General features: G+C 47.8%; 16 protein-coding genes. 2 read left to right on the forward strand and 14 right to left on the reverse strand.

Annotation, left to right across the window (positions count from 1 at the left end; all coding sequences use genetic code 11):
* Positions 1–31: 31 nt before the first annotated feature.
* Positions 32–3,463 (forward strand): hybrid sensor histidine kinase/response regulator, encoded by a 3,432-nt coding sequence (locus KIO97_RS05645; protein ID WP_285381435.1) that lies wholly within the window; start codon positions 32–34, stop codon positions 3,461–3,463.
* Positions 3,464–3,519: 56 nt separating this feature from the next.
* Here KIO97_RS05645 and KIO97_RS05650 read toward each other — a convergent pair whose 3' ends face one another.
* From KIO97_RS05650 to aspA, 10 genes are all read right to left on the reverse strand, one after another.
* On the reverse strand, positions 3,520–4,905 hold the full coding sequence (locus KIO97_RS05650) for a lyase family protein (protein WP_077262103.1): 1,386 nt from the start codon (positions 4,903–4,905) through the stop codon (positions 3,520–3,522).
* Between the two features lie 16 nt (positions 4,906–4,921).
* Positions 4,922–5,302 carry a hypothetical protein gene (locus KIO97_RS05655; RefSeq protein ID WP_050905321.1) on the reverse strand — a complete coding sequence of 127 codons (381 nt, stop codon included), beginning with the start codon at positions 5,300–5,302 and terminating at the stop codon, positions 4,922–4,924.
* A 214-nt stretch (positions 5,303–5,516) separates the two neighbouring features.
* Positions 5,517–6,002 (reverse strand): hypothetical protein, encoded by a 486-nt coding sequence (locus tag KIO97_RS05660; protein WP_005428765.1) that lies wholly within the window; start codon positions 6,000–6,002, stop codon positions 5,517–5,519.
* A gap of 94 nt (positions 6,003–6,096) precedes the next feature.
* Complete coding sequence (locus KIO97_RS05665; RefSeq protein ID WP_045370314.1) at positions 6,097–7,824, reverse strand: sodium:solute symporter family protein; 1,728 nt, start codon at positions 7,822–7,824, stop codon at positions 6,097–6,099.
* A 12-nt stretch (positions 7,825–7,836) separates the two neighbouring features.
* Positions 7,837–8,100 carry a DUF4212 domain-containing protein gene (locus KIO97_RS05670; protein ID WP_005530890.1) on the reverse strand — a complete coding sequence of 88 codons (264 nt, stop codon included), beginning with the start codon at positions 8,098–8,100 and terminating at the stop codon, positions 7,837–7,839.
* Positions 8,101–8,300: 200 nt separating this feature from the next.
* Positions 8,301–8,927, reverse strand: coding sequence for a MarC family protein (locus tag KIO97_RS05675; RefSeq protein ID WP_285381437.1), 627 nt, complete (start codon positions 8,925–8,927; stop codon positions 8,301–8,303).
* Between the two features lie 129 nt (positions 8,928–9,056).
* Positions 9,057–9,692: a response regulator transcription factor gene (locus KIO97_RS05680; protein WP_005428786.1), complete on the reverse strand. Its 636-nt coding sequence runs from the start codon at positions 9,690–9,692 to the stop codon at positions 9,057–9,059.
* Positions 9,693–9,887: 195 nt separating this feature from the next.
* Positions 9,888–11,723, reverse strand: a complete 1,836-nt coding sequence (locus KIO97_RS05685) for a protein-disulfide reductase DsbD (RefSeq protein ID WP_285381438.1) — start codon at positions 11,721–11,723, stop codon at positions 9,888–9,890.
* A gap of 161 nt (positions 11,724–11,884) precedes the next feature.
* Complete coding sequence (locus KIO97_RS05690) at positions 11,885–13,192, reverse strand: anaerobic C4-dicarboxylate transporter (RefSeq protein WP_005428800.1); 1,308 nt, start codon at positions 13,190–13,192, stop codon at positions 11,885–11,887.
* Positions 13,193–13,368: 176 nt separating this feature from the next.
* A complete protein-coding gene (gene aspA / locus KIO97_RS05695; protein ID WP_005428778.1) occupies positions 13,369–14,820 on the reverse strand; it encodes an aspartate ammonia-lyase in 1,452 nt (483 codons plus the stop codon).
* Between the two features lie 424 nt (positions 14,821–15,244).
* Here aspA and KIO97_RS05700 point away from each other — a divergent pair, with 424 nt between their 5' ends.
* The gene (locus KIO97_RS05700; protein ID WP_005428762.1) at positions 15,245–15,763 is read left to right on the forward strand and encodes an FxsA family protein; all 519 of its coding nucleotides are present in this window, start codon (positions 15,245–15,247) and stop codon (positions 15,761–15,763) included.
* A 66-nt stretch (positions 15,764–15,829) separates the two neighbouring features.
* Here KIO97_RS05700 and trmL read toward each other — a convergent pair whose 3' ends face one another.
* The 4 genes from trmL to KIO97_RS05720 form a co-directional block, all read right to left on the reverse strand.
* Positions 15,830–16,309, reverse strand: a complete 480-nt coding sequence (gene trmL, locus KIO97_RS05705; RefSeq protein ID WP_005428753.1) for a tRNA (uridine(34)/cytosine(34)/5-carboxymethylaminomethyluridine(34)-2'-O)-methyltransferase TrmL — start codon at positions 16,307–16,309, stop codon at positions 15,830–15,832.
* A 130-nt stretch (positions 16,310–16,439) separates the two neighbouring features.
* Positions 16,440–17,048, reverse strand: coding sequence for a superoxide dismutase (locus tag KIO97_RS05710; protein WP_285381439.1), 609 nt, complete (start codon positions 17,046–17,048; stop codon positions 16,440–16,442).
* Positions 17,049–17,120: 72 nt separating this feature from the next.
* Positions 17,121–18,524, reverse strand: a complete 1,404-nt coding sequence (gene cpxA / locus KIO97_RS05715; protein WP_285381440.1) for an envelope stress sensor histidine kinase CpxA — start codon at positions 18,522–18,524, stop codon at positions 17,121–17,123.
* On the reverse strand, positions 18,524–19,213 hold the full coding sequence (locus KIO97_RS05720; protein ID WP_012126504.1) for a response regulator: 690 nt from the start codon (positions 19,211–19,213) through the stop codon (positions 18,524–18,526). The genes cpxA and KIO97_RS05720 overlap by 1 nt, the downstream gene beginning before the upstream one ends.
* Positions 19,214–19,386: the final 173 nt, after the last annotated feature.

Consider the following 19,386-nt stretch of genomic DNA (forward strand, 5'->3'; position numbering starts at 1 on the left):
GAAAGGCAAGAAAAGTAAGAAAGGATATCGGATGCAAGGATGGCTGGTGATTCCCGTTTCTTTGGCGTATTTGGGAATCCTGTTTTTAATCGCTTGGTACGGTGACAAACAAAAGAGATGGTTAGCGCGTTGGCGACCATGGATCTACAGTTTGTCGATTGCGGTGTACTGTACGTCGTGGACCTTCTATGGCACGGTCGGACAGGCGAGCAACAACCCTTGGTCCTTCCTACCCATCTATATCGCGCCGATCATCGTGTTTACTATCGGCTGGCGCGTCCTCGCTCGGCTGATCTTGATTGCCAAGCGCGAGCACATCACCTCCATTGCCGACTTCATTGCCGCCCGCTATGGCAAATCACAAGGCTTGGCGGTGGTTGTCACTTTAATCGCCGTGGCAGGCATTCTTCCATATATCGCTTTGCAATTGCGTGGCATCACTATGGGGTTGGAGATCATCGCGCCAGATTTAGCATCTGATCTCAGTTATCAAAACTACAGCGTGTCTTGGTTTGTGGTGGGGGCGATGGCGATCTTCACCATGTTGTTCGGTACGCGTCATATCGATAACACCGAACATCACCGCGGCATGATGATGGCGATTGCGTTTGAATCAGTGCTCAAGTTGGTGGCGTTTTTAGTGGTGGGTGTGTTTATTGTTTGGCTCGCGATGGATACCGAGAGCTTCCATCTCGCTGATATCGCCGCTGAAACCTATGAGTCACCCAACATTCCAACCTTGCTGATTCATACTATTCTGACCATGTTGGCGATTGTCTGTTTGCCACGTCAGTTCCATACCATGGTGGTTGAGAATGAACGTGCGCAAGACTTGCACGTCGCGCGTTGGTTGTTTCCACTGTATCTGATTCTGATGGGCATTTTCGTTCTGCCAATCGCGTGGGTAGGGCAAAGCCTATTGAGTGGTAGCCCTGCCGATACGTACGTGATCAGTGTGCCGATGGCGGTGGGTGCGAATGACATTGCGTTGCTGGCATTTTTGGGCGGTACTTCCGCGGCAAGTGGCATGGTCATCGTCTCGACCATTGCCTTAGCGATCATGGTCTCGAACGATTTGGTGATGCCGCTGATTCTGCGTCGGATGAAGTTATCAAAGCGTAATCATCACCATTTTTCTACGCTGTTATTACGTATACGTCGTGGACTTATTCTACTTCTTTTGATTGGTGCATGGGGCTTTTATCAGGCTTTAGATAGTATCCACTCACTCTCTGCGATAGGTTTTCTCTCGTTTGCTGCGATTACCCAGTTCGCTCCGTCTCTGCTTGGTGGTATGTATTGGCGTCAGGGCAACAAGAAAGGCGTGTATGTCGGTTTGCTGGTGGGTTTCACCATTTGGTTGATTACTTTGATGAGCCAAACCGACATGCTGGCGGGCGATGCAACCAACAACTTGCTGATTTGGCTGATCACGCCACCAGATTTATTGGCAGGCTTTGATATTGCCGTTTCTGACTGGGGTATGATCCTCAGCGTGGTGGCGAATGCTGCCTGTTTTTTTGCGGTATCGCTAGCTACGCGCCCAAGCATAAGTGAACGCTTACAATCGGCTTCATTCGTTGGTACGCCGTTGCCTGAAAGTGAAAACATCAGTTTGTATCAGAGCCGTGTGACGGTCAGTGAGCTGGAGATGTTAGCGTCACGATTTGTGGGGCGCACGCGAGTGAAATCCGCCTTCCAAACCTATTGGAGTCAGCAACGCGAAGAGCTGCTTCCCAATCAACAAGCCCCCTCTACCTTAATTCGACACACCGAACGTGTACTTGCCGGTGTGTTTGGTGCTTCTTCAGCTAAGTTAGTACTTACTTCTGCTTTGCAAGGCAGAAACATGCAGCTTGAGGAAGTGGCGACCATCGTTGATGAAGCCTCAGAACTGTACGATTTCAGTCGTGGCTTACTGCAAGGGGCGATTGAACACATTGGACAAGGCATCGCAGTGGTCGACAAGCAATTAAGGCTGGTGGCGTGGAACCAACGTTATCTGGAGTTGTTTGTCTTCCCTCCGGGGTTGATTCAGGTCGGGCGTCCGATTGCGGATGTGATTCGCCATAATGCTGAGCAAGGTTTATGTGGTCCGGGTGACCCTGAAGACCACGTTCGTCGCCGTGTTTATCACCTTGAGCAAGGCACGCGACATACTTCTTCTCGTGTGCGTCCAGATGGTCGCGTGATTGAAGTGCAAGGTAACCCAATGCCCGGTGGCGGTTTCGTGATGAGCTTTACCGATATCACCGTGTTCCGCGATGCGGAGCAAGCTCTGAAAGACGCTAATGAGACACTAGAGGAACGCGTTCGTGCTCGTACTCGTGAGTTGGAACAACTGAACAAACAACTAGTGGCAGCGACGCAACGTTCTGAACATGAGTCGCAGTCTAAGTCGCGCTTCTTAGCCGCGGTGAGTCATGACTTGATGCAGCCGCTGAATGCCGCACGACTGTTTGCTTCTTCGTTGTCGGAAGTGGCCAAAGACAGTGAAACCCAAAAGCTATCGACCCACATTGAGAGTGCGTTGGGGGCGGCGGAAGATTTGATTGGTGACTTGCTGGATATTTCACGTTTGGAATCGGGCAAGTTGGACGTCAATGTGCATGGTTTTGCGGTTAATGATGTGTTGGCAAACTTGAATGCTGAATTCAGCGCACTAGCGAAACAACAAGGCATTGAGTTCACCATGATCCCATCGTCTTTGATGGTGAAATCCGATCCGAAATTGCTACGCCGTGTGGTACAGAACTTCCTTACCAATGCATTCCGTTATAGCCCGAGTGGTAAAGTGGCGCTTGGTGTGCGTCGCGTACAAGGCCGAGTGCGTATCGATGTGTGGGATAACGGCATGGGCATCGAAGAAGAGAAGCAACAAGAGATCTTCGAAGAATTTAATCGCGGTACTCAAGTCCGTTCAGACCAAGGTTTGGGGTTAGGTTTGGCTATTTCGAAAGGTATTGCTCAAGTGCTGGGGCATGAAATATCCATGCGTTCTTGGTTCGGTAAAGGCAGTGTGTTCTCGATTACCTTAGATAAGGCAGAGAAGGTGCACATTCCGGCGGTCAAAGCGGTGAAGAGTGCACAATCCGATTTAAGCCATATTCGTGTCCTATGTGTTGATAACGAGCCGGATATTCTTGTTGGGATGGAAAACTTACTCTCGCGCTGGGGCTGCGACATTCGCATTGCGACTGATATTGTCGAGAGTCTTAAAGCATTGGAAGACGACTGGCTGCCGGATGTGATCTTCTCCGATTACCGTTTAGATAATGGTCGAACGGGATTGGAAGTGTTGCAGCAATGTCGTTTGCGTCTTGGGGACCGCTTTGAAGGGGTGATCATCAGTGCCGATCGAACCGATGACATGATGGAAGGCATTAAAGCCAATGGGTTCAGTTTTATCGCCAAACCGGTGAAACCTTTGAAACTGCGTTCGGTACTCAATCGAGTCGCCTAGAAAAAAAGACCTCCGATTGGAGGTCTTTTGCTTTAAAGGGGTAATCGGCCAGTGACTTATTCTGCCACCCCGCCTTGAGTCAGTTTGGCTGGATCGAGCAGTCTTTCTAATGTTGCACGATCCAAGTCCGTTTCTTCTTCTGCGACATCAATGATAGCGCGACCTTGTTTGTAGGCTTTCTTCGCTACTTCGGCTGCTTTTAGGTAGCCAATCACGGGGTTAAGTGCGGTGACCAGAATCGGGTTCTTCGCCAGTGCAACATCAAGGTTGTCTTGGCGCACTTCAAACGTCGCGATGGCTTTATCTGCTAAAGCTACGGCGCTGTTCGACAACAGTTCAATGCTTTCTAGTACATTGTGCGCAATCACTGGCAGCATCACGTTTAGCTGGAAGTTACCCGATTGACCGGCAACGGTAATGGTCGCGTCGTTACCAATCACTTGTGCAGACGCCATAGCAGCTGCTTCTGGAATCACTGGGTTCACTTTGCCTGGCATGATAGAAGAGCCCGGTTGCAAACCTTGCAGTTCGATTTCACCCAAGCCTGCGAGTGGACCTGAGTTCATCCAGCGAAGATCGTTTGCGATCTTCATGATCGCAACTGCTGCTGTTTTGAGCTGTCCCGATAGGGCAACGATCGCATCCTGACTACTGAGATTGAAGAAGAAGTTTTTGCTGGAAGAAAACTCGATGCGCGTTGATTGCGCTAGGTTATCCGCAAAGAGATCAGCAAAGCGCGGATCGGCGTTGATCCCTGTGCCCACAGCTGTTCCACCTTGGGCTAACGCTTTCACTGCTGGCAGTGTTTGCTCAATGGCTTGCTTAGCATGCTCAATTTGGAACTGCCAGCCGCCAAGCTCTTGGGCGAAGGTAATTGGCATCGCATCCATGAGGTGCGTGCGACCTGTTTTCACCACATCTTTCAGTGCTTGCTGCTTAGTCTCTAGTGTTTCACTTAAGTGAGACAATGCAGGCAGTAGCTGTTTTTCAATCGCAATTGCAGAGCTGACTTGAATCGCAGTAGGCACTACGTCGTTACTGCTTTGACCCATGTTGACGTGATCATTTGGATTGACCGTTCCGCCTAGATGCTCAGACGCCAGTGTTGCAATCACTTCGTTAGCATTCATGTTTGAGCTGGTGCCCGAGCCAGTTTGGAATACATCGATAGGGAATTGGTCGAGGTGTTTACCATCAATGATGGCTTGCGCAGCATCGGCGATGGCATTGGCAATATCACCTTCTAGCAAGCCAAGTTGGGCATTGGTGAGCGCAGCGGTTTGTTTGATGTGGGCGAGTGCTTGGATAAAGCCGGTCGGCATGGTGTGTTTGCTAAAAGCAAAGTTATCGACAGCGCGTTGAGTTTGGGCTTGATACAAAGCGTTGGCTGGGACTTTGACTTCGCCCATGCTGTCCGCTTCGATACGGAATTCCGTGGTCATGGTAGGTTCCTTTTGTTTAATCGAGAGGCGTCTGTATCAGACGTAATTGTTGTTGTAATGAGAGAAATTTCACGTCGCCATCCTCAAATTGGTAGTAGTAACGTTTGAGGCAAAGTAATGGTGTGTGAACAGAGTCGAGGCAGACTCGGCGGAAGATGCGGCTACGGGCTGGGTCTTGAATGGCATCCAGTAGATGGAAGTAGACTCGGCGCAAATACAGTTCACACAGCAACAGGTTCTGGTGCTCTGCATCGTGATCGTAGATGGATGACAGCACCATTCCCCAATGGACGTAATCATGAATCACATCGGGTTCGAAACCACTTGGCGCATACACGTGTAGGAATCGGTCTTGCGCTTTAAAAAATGCATTGTAGATGGCTTGGCTGCTGTCCATAGTTACCTCGATACTTTAGATAATGATAATTATTATCAATAAATTGTCGATTAGCAACCACAGCTTTTTTAAGGAAATAACACAACAAAAAAAGCCGATACTCGGACTCAGTATCGGCTGAAGTAAATGAGCTCAATCCCTACAACTGAGCTCGGTAGTTTTCGCGAGATAGGGCCGACCTCAAACAGCAGTGCTTGTTCAGAGGCCGATAAACTTACTGCTCTGTAAACAAGGTCTCGTATTTCACAAACGCGGTTTGCGTTTCACCGTAGTAAAGTGTGCCTTCCGATTGAATCGCAACACGTAGCCAACTGTCTGCTGATGCTGGCTTAGGTAAAGTGATGATCCAGTTTTGCCCGTCTTGGCCCGCTGGCGTCATATCGATGGGCTGTGCGTTTTGCTCTTGGCTATCCACCACTGATAGCTTCACCCCTTCCAGTGGATAAGCCGCATGCAAAGACAACTCTAAGCTATCTTGCGTCAGCTTTTCTGAGCGAAACTTCACTTTAAAGTCGCCGTTCTCCATATCACACAAGCCACTGGTATAACGGCAATTCGATTTGCTGATCAGCTTGTAGCTTTCCCCTTCTTTAGCGGCATGAGGCTTTTCACTCAGAGCCATGTCAGTACCGAAATAAGCTATCAAAGACAAAATTGGGGCGATCAACAGAGCGATAATAAAGTGCTTGTTTTTGAACATGTTGGCTTCCTTGCTACAACGTCATAAGGTTAAATTAACCTAATCTAGCGAATAAAAAAGCCCCAAGCGGGGCTTTTGTGGTTTGGGTTATATTTTAGTGGTCTACTGCACCGCCAGCGCCTGCTGGTACACGTACGTGCTCGACAAGGTCTTTTACTTCTTGTGGTGTTTCTGCTGTTACTCTTGATACAGCGAACGCCACAACAAAGTTAAATACCGCACCAATTGCACCAAATGCGTTTGGCTCGATGCCTAGGAACCAGTTCTGACCCCAGCTTTGTAGGTAAGTCCAGTCAGATACAAACAAGATGCCTTTGTGCTGGAACACGTAGAATAGCGTGATACTGATACCAGCAATCATACCTGCGATTGCGCCTTCTTTGTTGATGCTCTTACTGAAGATACCCATCATCAACGCAGGGAAGATGGAAGATGCTGCCAGACCGAAGGCGAGGGCTACCGTACCGGCGGCAAACCCTGGCGGATTCAAGCCTAAGTAACCGGCGACTGCGATGGCGACTGCCATGGAGATTCGACTCGCGAGTAGCTCTTTCTTCTCGGATATATTCGGATTTATCACACCTTTGATTAAGTCATGGGATATTGCGGACGAGATGGCTAGTAGTAGGCCTGCCGCCGTCGATAGCGCTGCCGCTAGACCACCTGCTGCGACAAGTGCGATTACCCAGTTAGGTAGCTTAGCAATCTCTGGGTTTGCCAATACCATGATGTCACGGTCAACTTTCAGCTCGTTGGTTGCTGGGTTTGACGTGTACTCAATCAGACCGTCGCCGTTCTTGTCATCAAAGCCTAGTAGACCTGTTTTCTCCCAGTTCTTGAACCAGTCAGGACGCTCATCGTAAGCAAGGTGCTGACCAGGAGCTGGGTTAACGGTATCCATTAGGTTTAGACGCGCCATTGCAGATACTGCAGGTGCTGTAGTGTAAAGGATAGCGATGAACACAAGTGCCCAACCTGCTGATGTACGAGCATCACGAACCTTAGGTACAGTAAAGAAACGGATGATTACGTGTGGTAGACCCGCAGTACCGATCATCAGTGACATGGTGTACACAAACATGTTTAGTGTGTCGCCACGAACTTGGGTGGTGTATTCACTAAAGCCGAGCTCGGTGACCACTTGGTCGAGCCTATCGAGCAGATAGACATCGGTGCCTTGGATGGTACTACCCAGACCGATCTGTGGTAGTGGGTGACCTGTGAGTTGCAGAGAGATAAATATTGCAGGAATAGTGTAAGCCAAAATGAGTACGCAATATTGAGCAATCTGCGTGTAGGTAATGCCTTTCATGCCGCCCATAACCGCGTACATGAATACGATACACATACCGATCAGTAGACCTGTTGAGTAATCCACTTCTAGGAAACGACCAAACGCCACGCCTACGCCTTTCATCTGACCGATAACGTAAGTCACCGATGCGATGATAAGACACACAACCGCTACGATACGCGCTGCGTTAGAGTAGAAACGCTCACCTACGAACTCTGGCACGGTAAACTTACCGAACTTACGTAGGTATGGGGCAAGCAGGAGTGCAAGCAGTACGTAACCGCCTGTCCAGCCCATTAGGAATACCGAACCGCCGTAACCCATGAAGGCAATCAAGCCCGCCATAGAGATGAACGATGCTGCTGACATCCAGTCTGCTGCGGTCGCCATGCCGTTAGCGATCGGGTTGACACCGCCACCTGCTACATAGAATTCTTTGGTTGAGCCCGCACGAGCCCAAATTGCAATACCGATGTAGAGGACGAATGTCGCGCCAACCACTAGATAGGTAATAGTTTTCAAATCCATCTGAGTTACTCCTTACTCATCTACGCCGAATTCACGGTCGATTTGGCGCATCTTCCACGCGTAGTAGAAAATAATACCTAGGAAGGCATAGATGGAGCCTTGCTGAGCAAACCAGAATCCGAGTTTGTATCCACCTAATTGAAATTGATTGAGTTCGTCGACAAATAAAATGCCGCAGCCGAAAGACACCACGAACCAGATGACCATCAGGGTAATCATGAGCTTCACGTTTTTGTCCCAGTAGGCTTTGGCTCTTTCTTCGCTTTCAAATGCCATTGCCGTCTCCTTACGATTGGTATTGTTGTTAAAAAAATGTTTCAACATGAACATTAGCAAGGTGGTGGCAAGAACTCTTTTCAACTTTAGTCGGGACGCTAAAAAGCAAAAACGCCCATTTTTAGGGCGTTTGAGAGGAGGTGGAGATAAAAGTGTGATGTTAATTTGATGTTAAATTAGCCAAAGGTCTAAGAGTTTTATCAATTAACATAGAAATCTTTTATACCAAGCAGCAAATTATTCAGTGCAACGGCAGCAAGGATAAGCCCCATCACGCGGCTGATGATGGCTGCGCCAACGTTACCAATCACTTTTTGAATTGTGTTTGCACCCAGTAACAAGAAGAGGGTAACCAGAAGGACTGCCATCATGACGCCTGCGGTCATCGCCTGGTCGACAAAAGAGTAGCGGTTGTTATCGGTGAGCATCACGATGGCCATCATTGCTCCCGGTGACGCAATCGAAGGGATAGCAAGAGGGTAAACGGCTAAGTCAGCAAGATCAGAGTGGCTGATTTCTTCACCCAGCTTTTGTTCTTGTTCTGGTTTGCTCTCACCAAAGATCATCGACAGTGCAAACAGCAATAACACTAAACCACCAGCGGCTTGAAAAGCAGGTAATGGGATTTGCATTGCTTCCAGTAACAACTGACCGGCAATAAGAAAGAACAGCAATACACCCATCGAAATGGCAATGGCTTTTAACGCGACGAGACGACGCTGTTTTGCCGTGAGGTGTTGAGTTTGTGATAGGTAAACGGGTACTGAACCAATCGGGTCAATGACAGCCCAGAGAACGACGAATTGAGTGACGAGAATACTTAGCAAAGTATGACCTCCCAGAGTTAGCGGTTTAACAGAGGGATGAAAAAGGCTGCGTGGTGCAGCATTATTATTTTAACGTTTGTTGTTCTTTTTGCGTCATATAAATGTGAATTAGATATATTTACTAACACATTACTGCTCGGGTTCCATTTGCTGCAGTAGGATGACGGCTTGAGTTCGATTCTTCACGCCCAGTTTGCGGAAAATTGCGGTCATGTGCGCTTTGATAGTTGCTTCAGAGACATTGAGCTCGTATGCGATTTGCTTGTTGAGTAAGCCATCGGAAAGCATGCCTAGCACTTTGTATTGCTGAGGGGTAAGTGCGGCAATTTTCTCTGCCAAGTCATTACACGCCGCGTTATTGGTGATCAAGCCTTCTGGGAAGTATGGATCGCCATTAAGAACTTGGTTGAGGGCATTGACCAGCTCACGCATGTCACTCGATTTTGGAATAAAGCCAAATGCACCGTGGCTTTTCACTTGCGTGACCACGCTTGACTCTTCGCTGGCAGATACCACCACCACCGGAATATCTGGGTATTCAGCGCGAAGGTGAATCAACCCCGACATGCCATTTGCGCCGGGCATTTTGAGATCCAATAACACCAAATCTGGCTCTTCTTCTTTTTCCAGCAACGCGAGTAGAGCATCCAGCGTATCCGCTTCGAGTAGGTTGGCACCACTCACTGCCATGTGTACTGATTGGAACAAGGCATTGCGGAACAGGGGGTGATCATCAGCGATGATAATGGTGTAGGTCGAATCCATGACGTTAAACACTTTTGACTATTTAGTTAATGGAATTATTGTCCACCTTTAAGAAGGTGGACAATATTTATCCGCTAAAAGTCTGAACTAAATCGACTTTTATTAGAAAAATTGCATATAAACGCAACTTTCGCGGTTTTATTGGAACAACAAAAAACGCCAGTGAACAATCACTGGCGTTTGAATGATTCATAATCAGAATCGATTAATGTGCTCTAAGAAAGGCTCTGCTTGCATAAAGCCCGTCAAACGAGCGTTTGAAACGTGTTCGCCATTGGCATCCCAGAACTCAATCGTTGGTAAACCAAGTACATTCATATGCTTAAGCAGCTCGATGTCTTGCACTTGGTTCTTGGTCACGTCCGCTTGTAGAAGAACAAAGTCTTGCAGCTTGGCTTCGACACTTGGGTCATGGAAGGTGTACTTCTCAAACTCTTTACATGCCACACACCAGTCGGCGTAGAAATCCAGCATTACTGGTTTGCCAGCTTGCTTCGCTTGAGCAAGTGCAGTCTCAAGTTCTGCCACGTTAGCAATGCGAGTAAAGCTCACTGTTGCTTGCTGAGTTTGTGTAGTGGTGTTGCCACCAAACCAGTAATTCAACGCTGGTTGAGCAGAAGCAAACAGACCTAGTACTGCGATGATACCCACAGCGCTTTGTTTCCAGCCACCAAACTCTAGACTGTTTTTGATGTGGTATAGCCAACCAAAAGCCGCGATGCCCAGTGCAGACCACAATGCCGTTGCCCACATTTCTGGCATGATGCGCTCAAGTAAGAAGATAGGCGCAGCCAAAAGAATGAAGCCGAATAGGGTCTTAACGCGATCCATCCAACCGCCTGCTTTTGGCAGAAGTTTGTTGCCGAATACAGCAACAAGAATCAGTGGAATACCCATACCCATTGCCAGTGCGTAAAGCGCGATACCACCCGTCAGCAAGTCACCACTTTGTGCAACGTAAAGTAGCGCACCAGACAGAGGTGCAGTGGTACATGGTGAGCACACCAGACCTGAAATCGCACCCATGGCGAATACGCCTGCGCTGCTTCCGCCTTGTTGTTTGTTGCTGAGGTTGTTTAACCACGTTTGGACGCCACTTGGTAATTGCAGGTTATAAACGCCAAACATAGACAGTGCGAGTGCCACGAACAGCACACTCAAACCAATCAGTACATAAGGGTGCTGCATCGCTGCTTGGAACTGCATGCCCGCAGAGGCGACGACAAGACCGAGTAGGGTGTAAGTCAGCGCCATGCCTTGCACATAAACAAACGACAAGCCTAGCGCACGGCGTTGGCTCAGTTTGCCACTGCCAAGCACGATGCTAGTCAGGATCGGGTACATAGGCAGGACACATGGCGTAAACGCCAAGCCCACACCAAGTGCTAGGAACAATAATGGCGTCCACCAGTTATCTGCTAAGTTGGCGGCAAGGCTATCTTGCTGTGTTACTGGCGCCGATAATGTATTGCTAGACGTAGATGATTGCGCCGCTGGTGGCGTTACTGTTGGTGCTTGCTCTGCTTTTGGTGCAGTTGTCGCCGCTGTTGAATCTGAGTTCGATGAAGTAAACGCACTGATAGGTATCACGCGAGTTTCTGGTGGGTAACAGAAGCCTGCTTTGGCACAGCCTTGGTATTGCACCACCACGCGTGCACCGTCTTGCCAGTCATGCATTGGCACGTTAACAAACAGTGGCTGGGTGTAGATATGCACATCACCAAAGAATTCATCTTTATGCGGCGTGCCTTCTTCCATTTGCAGTTCGCCTAGCGACACCTTCTCGCCCGCGACTGACAAACGTTCTTGATACAGGTAGTAACCATCACGTACCTGCCAATCGAGCATCAGTTTGCCGTCTTGCTGGTAGTAGTTGAACGGGAAAGCCTGATCGACAGGCACAAAAGAATCGTTGCTGCTGCCAAAAGCGTTGTTTTGGTTATTACCAAACTGGTCGTTACCAAACAAGGCCATGGACGGCGCAGAAAAAGTAATAAGCCCTAAGAGTAAGACGGAGAGTAATGCACGCATAAAAGGTTCAATTCATCTTAGATAATTGCCGTTAGTGTAACTCAATCAGACCCGCTGGCTAGCCAATAAGTTTCATGGAAGTGAAGATTTGTTAAGCAAAAACGTGAGCCTCAGGCAATAAAAAAGGGAGCCGAAGCTCCCCGAGTAAGACTCTGTTTCTACTAGATCAGTAGACCACCGAATGCAAAGCCAAGTGCAACCGCTGAAGCGATGGTTGCTACACCTGGTACAAAGAATGGGTGGTTGAATACGTACTTACCAATACGAGTTGAACCCGTGTCGTCCATCTCAACCGCTGCTAGAAGCGTTGGGTAAGTTGGCAGTACGAATAGCGCACTTACTGCTGCGAAAGACGCAACTGCGGTAAGTGGCGCCACGCCGATTGCTAGTGCTGCTGGCATAAGCGCAACAGTGGTTGCACCTTGCGAGTAAAGCAGCATTGAAGCGAAGAATAGAACAAGTGCTAGCATCCATGGGTAATCTGCTAGTAGAGCGCCAGCCACTTCTTTGATGCCGTCAACGTGTGCGTTAACGAACGTAGAGCCTAGCCATGCCACACCAAGAACACACACACACGCTGTCATACCAGAGCGGAATGTTGCTGCTGCTGGGATTTTACCTGCATCGATTTTACAGCTCATTACGATAGCTGCCGCTGCTGCTAGCATTACCGTCATGATCGCTTCGTTACGACCAAGCGCTGGGTTTTCGATAAGACCAACAGAGCCAGAGATTGCTGCTGCGTAACACACTACGAATGCGATTGCGCCTAGGAAGATGAAAGTTGCTTTCTTTGCTGTTGGCAGGATTTCGCGTTTCGATTCTGTGTTTAGCTTAATAAGGCCTTTTGCTAGACGGTCTTGGTATTCAGGATCGTCTTTCAGCTCGCTACCCATGAAGTTCGCAACAAATGCACCGATCATACAAGCGATAAATGTAGTTGGGATACATACCGCTAGTAGCGTTAGGTAATCAACGCCAAATGGGTGCAACATTGCTGCAAACGCCACAACAGCCGCTGAGATAGGCGACGCTGTGATAGCGATTTGCGAGGCAACTACCGCGATAGACAGTGGACGAGAAGGACGAACACCTTGGCCTTTCGCTACTTCTGCAATAACTGGCAAAGTAGAGAATGCTGTGTGACCTGTACCCGCAAGTAGTGTCATTAGGAATGTCACGATAGGTGCGTAAAAGGTGATGCGTTCGGGATGTTTACGCAAAAAGTCTTCCGCAACCTGAACCATCCAGTCCAAACCACCCGCTACCTGCATTGCAGCGATAGCAGTAATTACAGACATGATGATCAGTATTACATCGACAGGGATGAAAGACTGGCTTGTCGGTACGCCTAGGATTAAAGACAATGCAATTACCCCAGCACCACCGGCAAAACCAATGCCGATACCACCGATTCTTGCTCCCAAATAAATGAAGAGCAGAACCACGAAGAGTTCGACCATTACCATATTGATACCTCTTTTAGTTTTTAATGATTCTGATTTTTTGAACACTCAGGAACAGGTGTAAATGTTCAGAAAATCAGAACCCGATCGGCTTACGGCAATAAAAAGCACATAAAAATTGTGGTTAACCGTATCAGAGCCTAAAAAAGGGCCCCGTTTGGGACCCCTTTCACCAGCGATTACTCGTAGCGTTTCGCTTTATAAGTCGGATGCATGAAGTTTTCAACCGATAAGATGTCATCTAGCTCTTCAGCAGTTAATAAACCGCGTTCTAGAACCACATCACGTACGCTCTTACCTGTTTCAGCACAGATCTTACCAACGATATCGCCTTCGTGGTGACCGATGTATGGGTTTAGGTAAGTCACGATACCGATAGAGTTGTAAACGTAGTTTTCGCAAACTTCTTTGTTCACAGTGATGCCATCGATACATTTGTCACGCAGGTTCACACACGCGTTGTGTAGCAGAGAGATAGACTCAAACACGCTTTGTGCGATAACTGGTTCCATTACGTTAAGTTGTAGCTGACCGCCTTCTGCTGCAAAAGAAACCGTGTTGTCGTTACCTAGAACTTTGAAGCAAACTTGGTTTACTACTTCTGGGATAACTGGGTTTACTTTAGCTGGCATGATTGAAGAGCCTGCTTGCATTTCTGGTAGGTTCAGTTCGTTAAGGCCTGCACGTGGACCAGAAGAAAGTAGACGAAGGTCGTTACAGATCTTCGATAGTTTCACCGCTAGACGTTTCAACGCGCCGTGCGTCATTACGTAAGCGCCACAGTCAGACGTTGCTTCGATTAGGTCTTCTGCTGCAACCACTTCAACGCCAGTTACTTCTGCTAGGTGTTTCACTGCTAGCGCTTGGTAACCTGTTGGTGCGTTTAGACCAGTACCGATTGCGGTTGCACCTAGGTTGATTTCTAGTAGTAGCTTAGACGTGTAGTCTAGGGCACGAATTTCTTCGTTTAGCGTTACTGCCCATGCGTGGAACTCTTGACCTACCGTCATAGGAACCGCGTCTTGCAGCTGAGTACGACCCATCTTCAACACGTCTTTGAATTCTTGTGCTTTAAGCTCGAATGCGCCTTTTAGGTATTCGATCGCTTCCATCAACTGATGAACACTGTTGTAAACCGCGATACGGAAGCCCGTTGGGTACGCACAGTTTGTTGATTGGCTCTTGTTAACGTGATCGTTCGGGTTGATGAACTCATATTGGCCTTTTTCTTTGCCCATCAGTTCAAGTGCAACGTTCGCGATAACTTCGTTAGTGTTCATGTTCACTGACGTGCCTGCACCGCCTTGGAATACGTCCGAAGGGAACTGATCCATGCACTTACCTGTTTCAAGGATCAAATCACACGCTTCTAGGATGTAGTTAGCAACGTCTTTTGGAATTGCGCCTAGCTCTTTGTTTGCTAGTGCTGCGGCTTTCTTAGTCATTACCATGCCGCGTACAAATTCAGGTACGTCAGAGATGGTAGTGCTTGAAATGTTGAAGTTTTCGATAGCGCGAAGTGTGTGGATGCCGTAGTAAGCATCGGCAGGGACATGACGTTGGCCTAATAGATCTTCTTCAATACGAGTGGCTTGGTTTGCTGTCTTTGGAGCATCAGATAGTGTAGCCATAACAGGATCCTTAGATAATAATTCTGATATTTAAGTTATTTATTAGCCATTTCTGCAATCTAGAATCCGTTCATCAGAGTTTTTGGCTGGGAAAACCGTCCTGACTTATGTGGCACATCATACTGCACCTAGCGCATAAAAATAGTAACTTGATCACCTTTTTCGCTTTTAATGCGTCAATAATTTGCAAAGTATGAATGGGATATTAATAACCCTTTGGTGGTAGGTGTTTTTCCTCGACAAACATGGATTTTAAGAGTGCGAAATTAGCACTTTTCAACGACCCATTTTTATATATGCACCTTTGTTCAAAGGGCAATTTTGCATCAATGGATTCTCCTAAGTGTGAACACGCTTTTTTACAACGATTCGTTTGAGCTTAGTAGGCTTTTGCCATTACACTGAATTGAACAAAGGAGGGCATGTGTTTCCTATCTTATTATTGGCGTTTATTTTCGTCCCGATCATCGAAATCGGCCTATTTATTCAGGTGGGGGGCTTTTTAGGTCTCTGGCCTACGATTGCTTTGGTATTGATCACGGCATTTGTCGGTGCGTCTTTGGTACGCAGCCAAGGCATCCAGACCTTGATGTCAGTGCAAGGTCGTTTAGAGCAAGGTGAAATTCCGGCTCAGCAAATTTTTGAAGGCGTAATGCTGGCAGTTGCTGGTGTGTTGCTATTAACGCCAGGCTTCATGACCGATGCATTAGGAATGTTAGTGCTGCTGCCTGCACCACGAGCAGCGATTGCGAAATACTTAATGAGTAAGATGGTAGTGAAGACCATGAACGGTGGCGGCTTCCACGCTAATTACTCAAATCAAGGTCCATTTGAGCAGGACCCGTTCCGTCGTGACCCATTTGATTCTCAATCGGATAACGGTAATACCTTTGAAGGTGAGTACGAGCGCAAAGACGACGATGATCGTAACAAGCTCAACTGATTCATTCAGTAAGAAAAACAAAAGGGCGCATATAGCGCCCTTTTTGATCTCTGTAGTTTGCAGCGCTTACATTGCGCCTTCAAAACCCATTTGACGCCACGCTTCAAACGCAATGATAGCAACAGCGTTAGATAGGTTTAGGCTGCGAGCATCTGGCATCATTGGAATGCGGATACGTTGCTCCATTGGCAAACTTTCAATCACTTCTGCTGGTAAGCCACGCGTTTCTGGACCAAACATTAGCACGTCACCTTCTTGGTACTTCGCATCTACATGATGACCTGTTGTTTTGGTCGTGCATGCAAACAGGCGGTAGTTGCCTTGTTTCTCTTTCTCTAAGTATTCCAAGAATGCTTGATAATCTTTATGACGCGTCACGCGAGCCAAGTCGTGGTAATCCAAACCTGCGCGGCGGACTTTCTTCTCTTCTAGATCGAAACCCAGTGGCTCAATCAGGTGGAGATTCGCACCACAGTTAGCACACAGGCGAATGATGTTGCCGGTGTTCGGCGCGATTTCTGGTTCGTATAGAGCGATATCAAACATGGTATTGAATTAGATTGGTCAAAACAGGCGAGCAGTATATACCCAAGTCACCATGATAAGCGAGATTCAACACAATGACGGGTTATAGAAGAGGACAACCACTCCAGTGTGTTGTCCTTATTTCGATAAATTAACTCAGAGCGCGAGCATAGTTCTCTTCCACTGCGCGCCAGTTGACGACATTCCACCATGCGTCGATGTACTCAGGGCGACGGTTTTGGTAGCTGATGTAGTAAGCGTGCTCCCAAACATCCAATGCTAGAACTGGTTCGCCTTGTACCGCGGCCACATCCATTAATGGGTTATCTTGGTTGCTGGTGGAGGTAATGTGAATCTCGCCATCCTTTACGATTAACCAAGCGAAGCCTGAGCCAAAAGTATTGATAGCTGCTTGTGCGAATTCATCTTTGAATGTTTGGAAGTTGCCAAACTTGTCGTTGATGGCTTGTGCTAGAGAGCCTTGAGGTTCACCGCCACCATTGGGTGACATGCAGTTCCAGTAAATGATGTGGTTGTAATAGCCGCCACCGTTGTTGCGAATTGCTGGGCTGTGTCGAGAAATGCAAGCGAAGATGTCATCGAGGGGCTGAGTCTCGAGATCACTGCCTTGAATGGCAGCCATAAATTTATCGTAATAAGTCTTATGATGTTTGCTGTAGTGAACTTCCATGGTTTTCGCATCGATGTACGGCTCTAACGCGTCGTAGCGGTATGGAAGCTCTGGGAAAATATGCGCCATTGTAAATCCTCCTAAATGGAGGATTTACTTTAATGTTAATGAAAATCATTATCAACTTTGATCTTTGTAGGGTTATTTCGCCTCACTGATCAACGGCAGGGTAATGGTGACGCGTAAACCACCCAATGGACTGCGACTTGCGATGATCACGCCACTGTGCTGGCGGATAGCACTTTCGGTAATGGTTAAACCTAAGCCTGTGCCTCCTGAGTGACGATCGCGCGCGGTCGATACCCGATAGAAAGGACGGAAAATCGCTTCGAGCTCTTCTTCAGGAACGCCTTCACCATTGTCATCGACCACAATGCTGAGAGTGTCAAATGAATCCTGAATGTCGATCTTCACTTCGTCTTTACCATAGTAAATCGCGTTGCGGATGATGTTCTCTACCGCGCTCATCAACAGTTTAGGGTTCCCCGAGATACTGCGATCAGGTAAAGCTGAGTAGCTAAGCGTTTTACCCATTTGTTCGGCTTCAAACTGCGCGTCTTTGATGATCTCTTCCCACAGACTGGCAATGGGCTGAGTCTCACGCGTCATATGACTGTTTACTTGCATACGTGATAGTTCAAGCAGTTCAGCAATCATCTGTTCTAAACGCTGAGCTTCGGTATCAATGCGAGTTAGCTCTGGGCTTTCACCTTGCTTACGAGTTGCTAAAGCACTTGCCATGCGCAGACGAGTCAGAGGTGATCGTAGCTCGTGTGAGATGTCTGAAAGCAAACGTTGCTGACCAGAAATCATCTGATTTACCGCTTCAACCATTTGGTTAAAGCTGGTACCCGCTTGGCGAAACTCCGTTGTGCCTTTTTCTAGGTTCGGGTCGATAACAAACTCACCTTTGGCCACACGCTGTGCCGCGGTTTCCAATCGTCGGGCTGGTTGGCTCAATGCCCATGCTAACCATAACAATAGTGGTGTACTTACCAACATGACGGCGAGGAGCAATTGCAATGGGTGGTCGAACAGACGCAGCATGATCGGTGGCGGTTCATTCCATTTAAAGCCGACGTACATCAACAGGTCAGAATTGGCGATGTTGATCGGCACAGGGCCTGCAATCATGTAGCGACCGTAGAGTTTTTGTTTCGGCTGTGATTGATCTTCAATGCTGGTGACAAAGTTTTGCAGTGCACGAAGCTTAAAGTCTTTGTGGCTCGAGGTGCTCAGTACATTCCCTTCGTGATCGGAAAAGAAGATGCGTGGACGCGGATCATGTTTACTGCGTCGTTGCCCTTCGAGGCTGAACAAGATCTTACCCAGGTTATCTTGCTTGCGGTATTTCTTCTCAATACCGTCACGTATTTCAAGCATGCGCTGATAATGTTCTTTCGGAATGTCGCGAGCTTTACGTGGATCCAAGTGCGGTAATGACAGCACCGCCATCAGAACCAAAAACATGGTGAACCAAAAGATGGCAAAGATGCGTCCATACAGGCTATTAATCTTCGGCAGTTTGAAGCGTGACGGGCGCATTAATCCTCCTCAATCAACATGTAGCCACGCCCACGTAAGGTTTTAATGCGCGGTTTACCGTTGCTTTGATCTGGCAGTTTCTTACGTAGGTTAGACACATGCATATCGATCGCACGGTCAAAAGCGGCCAAGCGCTTGCCAAGTACATCAAGACTCAGTGCTTCTTTGGTCAACACTTGCCCTGGGTTTTGCACAAAGTGGGTTAGAAGGGCGAACTCTGTGGTGGTTAAGTCCATTAAAGCATTGTCGCAATAGGCTTCTTGCTTACCTGGGTAGAGTTTGATTTCTTGGTACTCAATGCAGTCACTGTTTTTGCTGCTCTTTTGAGTGCTGCTGGTACGACGCAAAATCGCACGGATGCGCGCCAGTAATTCGCGGTCACTAAATGGTTTAGGTAGATAATCATCGGCGCCAAGCTCTAGGCCGATAACGCGGTCTATCTCTTCGCCTTTCGCCGTTAGCATAAGGACTGGCGTTTCCCAGTTTTCTCGCAGGCGCTTTAGGGTTTCCATTCCATTGAGTTTCGGCATCATGACGTCGAGCAAGATAAGATCGATCTCGCTATTTATAGCTGCTAGGCCAGCTTCGCCATCATTTGCTTCCGTGACGTCAAAACCTTCAAAGCTCAGCACTTCTTTCAGTAAGCTGGTTAGTTCGGTGTCGTCATCAATCAAAAGAATCTTCGCCATTTCAGTTCCTGTTTATCAATCTGGTCGCTTTAATATTACATGCTAATGATGAGCAACGATGAGTGTGAAAATCACTCTTTACGATTCTTTACGCTCTCTATACGTCGCTTTACCTAGCAGGTCGTATTCTACACTCAAGCGCTGTGAGAACAGCTCAGAAGAATCACTAACCT

The organism is Vibrio sp. B181a (genome assembly GCF_030248375.1).
Classification (GTDB): domain Bacteria; phylum Pseudomonadota; class Gammaproteobacteria; order Enterobacterales; family Vibrionaceae; genus Vibrio; species Vibrio campbellii.

Coding starts and splice junctions, on each gene's coding strand:
- KIO97_RS05645 (WP_285381435.1), top strand. CDS start 32: ATGCAAGGATGGCTGGTGATTCCCGTTTCTTTGGCGTATTTGGGAATC.
- KIO97_RS05650 (WP_077262103.1), bottom strand. CDS start 4,905: ATGACCACGGAATTCCGTATCGAAGCGGACAGCATGGGCGAAGTCAAA.
- KIO97_RS05655 (WP_050905321.1), bottom strand. CDS start 5,302: ATGGACAGCAGCCAAGCCATCTACAATGCATTTTTTAAAGCGCAAGAC.
- KIO97_RS05660 (WP_005428765.1), bottom strand. CDS start 6,002: ATGTTCAAAAACAAGCACTTTATTATCGCTCTGTTGATCGCCCCAATT.
- KIO97_RS05665 (WP_045370314.1), bottom strand. CDS start 7,824: ATGGATTTGAAAACTATTACCTATCTAGTGGTTGGCGCGACATTCGTC.
- KIO97_RS05670 (WP_005530890.1), bottom strand. CDS start 8,100: ATGGCATTTGAAAGCGAAGAAAGAGCCAAAGCCTACTGGGACAAAAAC.
- KIO97_RS05680 (WP_005428786.1), bottom strand. CDS start 9,692: ATGGATTCGACCTACACCATTATCATCGCTGATGATCACCCCCTGTTC.
- KIO97_RS05685 (WP_285381438.1), bottom strand. CDS start 11,723: ATGCGTGCATTACTCTCCGTCTTACTCTTAGGGCTTATTACTTTTTCT.
- KIO97_RS05690 (WP_005428800.1), bottom strand. CDS start 13,192: ATGGTAATGGTCGAACTCTTCGTGGTTCTGCTCTTCATTTATTTGGGA.
- aspA (WP_005428778.1), bottom strand. CDS start 14,820: ATGGCTACACTATCTGATGCTCCAAAGACAGCAAACCAAGCCACTCGT.
- trmL (WP_005428753.1), bottom strand. CDS start 16,309: ATGTTTGATATCGCTCTATACGAACCAGAAATCGCGCCGAACACCGGC.
- KIO97_RS05710 (WP_285381439.1), bottom strand. CDS start 17,048: ATGGCGCATATTTTCCCAGAGCTTCCATACCGCTACGACGCGTTAGAG.
- cpxA (WP_285381440.1), bottom strand. CDS start 18,524: ATGCGCCCGTCACGCTTCAAACTGCCGAAGATTAATAGCCTGTATGGA.
- KIO97_RS05720 (WP_012126504.1), bottom strand. CDS start 19,213: ATGGCGAAGATTCTTTTGATTGATGACGACACCGAACTAACCAGCTTA.